Raw genomic sequence first — 4,060 nt, forward strand, 5'->3', positions numbered from 1 at the left:
TCTCCCATGTAGCCCACGGCACGACCACCAGCCCCCGTTGCAAAGGCAAACCCTTCATGCTTAAAGCGGCCTAGAGCTGTGCGCTTAACAGCTTTCTTAGAGCCATCCTCAGGGTCAATTTCAACAATCCACCCAAAGCGGTGATGCTCATTCGCATAGTTGGGGTTAGAAAGATCGAAACGATTGTCAAACTGCTCCCAACCATAGCCAAAGCCAGTAGCGCTAAAGCCATAGCGACCCTGATTTTCATCAGGAACAAACGCGTCCCCTTCGCTAGAACCAAAGTAACCGTTAAAGTTCTCTTCGCAGGTCAGATAAGTACCCCAGGGAGTATAGCCATTCCCACAGTTGTTGACAGTACCTTGAGGAACGTTATTGGCAGCGTTCTTTAACAAGGAGTGACCCGCTACAGGGCCGCTAAACTCAACTTCAGTGTTGACATGAATCCGGCGAGAATTGGGACTAGCAACGCGATCCCACTTGCCATTAGTCTTCTTAATGGCAACAACAGAAACACCGTGGGCATGCTGGGACAGTCGCACGTCCGCTAGACTCTCAGGCACACCTTTGCCGAGTACGTGGCGATTACGACCAAACTCGTGGTTAACACAGAGCATACCTTCAGTGCTGCTAGTGCCATTCTTGGCAAAGAACCAAATGCCATCATGGCCGATACCGACCTGATTAGCTTGCTCAGCAGCCGTGGGGCGACTGTTGGGATCACCGTTGTACTCTTTCCCACCGGGTTGAATCGATGTGCCCCAAGGAATTAAAGACTGGTACTCATAGTCATCAGAAATTGTCGGTGTGGCAGGATCTACAACAGCATCCGCAATTTTTACAGCGGTGAAACCCAGTAGACCACTCGTCTGCGCCAACAGCGTACCGGCAGCACCGCCGCCGGACAAGCTGGCAGCAGCGGCGGCACCTTTTGCCAACAAACTTTCACCCACAAATGCGCCCATAAAGCCAGCAGCTGACAGCACAGCACTACGCTGCAGCATATGGCGGCGGGAAAAACTAGCCTTGAGAATATCCTCAAAAGGACGATTGGTAGAGCGATTGCAGACTTCGTTATCGTGAGACATGGGAATTTTCTCTCCTCTCTTAGATCGCAGTTGCACCATCAAGGAACGTAATTTAAGCAGCCTTCCCACTCAGACTTGTGCCTGAATCCTTAAACAAGGAGAAATCAGGAGAGCTTCTCAGATTGAAAAAACTTTTCGTAAAACGCTAATCCACAAGATCTGTGTAAGCCTGTATAGTCCGCCCCGTTAGTTGCCCCAAGTCAAACTGTCGCTCAAACTGAACAGCAATGACCTGGGAGGACGCATACGCGGAACGGCGCGAGGCGACAGTCGCCACCTGGGTAGGCTGTCTATCGTGCCGTCGGATCAGAGCGTAGGCGCTGTAGTACTTTGTCCAAGCACTGACCTGCGAATTTTCCTGCCACTGAGTCCGAGAAACAGCTGTGGTCAAAACAGGTATAACGTCGCCGTTACGATTACCCAGCACAACAACCTCAATCTCAGCCAGGCCGGGATTGGCATCAAAATGGCGGTTAATCGTTTGACTAACCATGGACTCAGCCCCACGAATCAAGTCGTCGCTAGAGGTGCGACCGTATATGGGCATATCCACAAGAACCGCCCCGTTTGTACTTGCTAAAGCTGACTCGAAAAAACTGTCTATACATACAGTGCCGACAAGACACGCTGCCACAGACAAACAGGTCAGCAATAGTTTGCCTGACCCTATAGAAAGACGATTAGCCAACATAATTTGGCAATGGTTATGTAATTAAGACTAGACAGCATTAGTCGTTTGACTTGGCCTGTCCCCTAGCTCCATAGTTCCACAAACAAACTTTTTGCAGGTAAAGGGGAGGTTAACAGGAGATTCTCAATAGTTAAAAAAATCTCAGGTAAAGGAGAGATTAACACGAGATTCTTAAACGTTAAAGAAGAGGAATTTTTTACTGAGACAGCCCTGAGGAGAAATCTCTTCCGTCTCCCTACGCCTGTAGGATCTACCCATAAAATTAGCGGGTAAAGTTCATTCAAAACTTTGCCCGCTAATTTACTTTTACAAATTACAGAAATGACGCGAACCGGCCTACTCCTCGTCGTCCTCATCCTCATCATCTTGAGGGTACTCAAAGCTGTTTGACCGATTAGTCAAGACTGACTTGCCCAGGCTTAGAGCCCGCTGAGCCTGTAATTCTGCTTTCTTCTTCCAAACAGCGCGGTGCATGTTGCGCTTAGATTTGGATCGTTTCTTCTTAGGAACTGCCATGGACCTGGGAAAAAGTTAGATAACCTATCGATAATAAACTAAAGTCGCACATTCAGCACAACGTAGCGTTACTGATATGGATAAAGGCATGCTTTTTATAAAAGTAGGGTGGGCACCGCCCACCAGCCTTGCTAAAGCGCCGTGTCCTGAGACGATTCAAGCAGCATCTGAGCACCCCGAAAGTAAGTTGCCCAGTACTCAGTCACTGGCTGTTGACTCCATTCCTGACGGCTGACCCGTAGACTCAGCACCGGTACAGCAACACCGTCACTATTCTCTCCAGTCACATTGATCACTACGTCTGTAATCAACAGCTCCTGGTCAAAACTCCGCTGCGCCCCGGCCCGAGCGGCCATATTTGCCCGTCGCACCAAGCTTTTGTAGGGTTCGCCGTCCTCTAATGTCAAAAATAGATTTAACCGTGAGGTGTATGCATAGGATGCCTTTGGCATGATCAGCGCTTCGGTCAGCCATAGGGCACTGGATGTCCCTAGCACCATGGCTAGCCCCACAGGCGCAAATGAAGCACTGAGGCGTCGCACCAGGGGGCGTCGCCGTCTGTAATGGGTCCGATAGGGGGATGATGTCGTGGACATGTAAATCAACAAGTACTAACTAATGCCTTACGGGTAGAACTGTAATATAACTGGACGTTGCTGATTCTCCATAGGAACTCATTCGTCAAACTTTCCCACTTTTGTATCGTGAATGATCACGAATAATCAGCTAACCAGGCCAGATTTTTGACTGGATAACGGTATTTCTCAGGTATTGATCTATAACTTCTATAAGCTGATGACAGATATAAGCGCAAACGCTTCAACTTGCAGTACCATATGGCGCTGAATGTGTCTATTCCTTTCAACATCCAAACTGTACTTGGTGGCCTCTGATGTCGACTTGCTGGGCAATTATTATCGGAATCAATCAGTATCAGGGGTTTCAACCGCTGATGCAAGCTCAAAACGATGCGGTCGGCATCCGCCGATACCTGATTGATGATGTGGGTTTCGCGCCGGAGAATTGCATTTTACTGAGTGATTTGTCCACGTCGATTGAGCAGGAAGCGGTCTACCCGGATCGGATGGCCATTAACGACTGGTTAGAAACCATTTGCCAGGGACGAGTGCAAAAGGATGACACCCTATGGTTTTACTTTAGCGGCTACGGGGCTCAGGCCGATAATCGCGACTATCTAATGCCTGTGGACGGTGACCCGGCCCAGATTAAGCAGACCGGCATTGCGCTGCAGGATGTGGTGAAGGATCTCAAACAAGCCCCGACCAAAAACGTGATGATGGTGCTGGACATCAACCGTAGCCAGAGCGCTTTGGCGGGTCAGGCGATAGGGACCCAGGTGACTAAGCTGGCGCGGAAAGCCCGCATACCGCTGATCCTATCCTGTCAGCCCAATGAGTTTTCCCATGAAACATTGGCAGTGCGCCACGGTTTGTTTACAGCGGCGCTGCTAGAAGGCCTGCGCTACGATGGCTGCGCTACCCTCAGCCACCTGGAGCGCTATCTGGTAGAACGGGTGCCTGAACTGTGTGAACACCATTGGCGTCCTATTCAAAATCCGGTGGTGCTGTTACCGGAAGAGCAAAAATTTCAGCTGCTGTGGCATCAGCGGGAGACCTCTGCAGCTGCGGATGCAGACCCAGCCCTGGTAGATCCGACAGTGGGAGCTGACTCTCAGTCTGCAGTTAATCCAGATGCGACGGATGATGGCCTGGAGTCGGGGGGCCTGATTCCCGATAGCCCGGAG

At 50.2% G+C, this 4,060-nt stretch carries 5 protein-coding genes; 1 reads left to right on the plus strand and 4 read right to left on the minus strand.

Annotated features, from left to right (window positions below; genetic code table 11):
• The 4 genes from IQ260_RS28480 to IQ260_RS28495 all read right to left on the minus strand — a co-directional run.
• Positions 1 to 1,088 (minus strand): PhoX family protein (locus tag IQ260_RS28480; RefSeq protein WP_193996444.1); only part of this gene is annotated, 1,088 nt, incomplete at its 3' end.
• A gap of 145 nt (positions 1,089 to 1,233) precedes the next feature.
• Entirely contained in the window at positions 1,234 to 1,635 is a 402-nt protein-coding gene (locus IQ260_RS28485) for a hypothetical protein (RefSeq protein WP_228016514.1), read from the minus strand.
• A 480-nt stretch (positions 1,636 to 2,115) separates the two neighbouring features.
• Positions 2,116 to 2,295: a 50S ribosomal protein L32 gene (rpmF, locus tag IQ260_RS28490; RefSeq protein WP_193996446.1), complete on the minus strand. Its 180-nt coding sequence runs from the start codon at positions 2,293 to 2,295 to the stop codon at positions 2,116 to 2,118.
• Positions 2,296 to 2,426: 131 nt separating this feature from the next.
• Complete coding sequence (locus tag IQ260_RS28495) at positions 2,427 to 2,891, minus strand: hypothetical protein (RefSeq protein ID WP_193996447.1); 465 nt, start codon at positions 2,889 to 2,891, stop codon at positions 2,427 to 2,429.
• 296 nt (positions 2,892 to 3,187) lie between these two features.
• On the opposite strand from IQ260_RS28495, the gene IQ260_RS28500 reads away from it, so the two are divergent.
• Positions 3,188 to 4,060: caspase family protein (locus IQ260_RS28500; protein WP_193996448.1), on the plus strand; the 873-nt coding region annotated here is incomplete at its 3' end.

Source organism: Leptolyngbya cf. ectocarpi LEGE 11479 (assembly GCF_015207065.1).
Lineage (GTDB): Bacteria > Cyanobacteriota > Cyanobacteriia > Phormidesmidales > Phormidesmidaceae > Leptothoe > Leptothoe ectocarpi.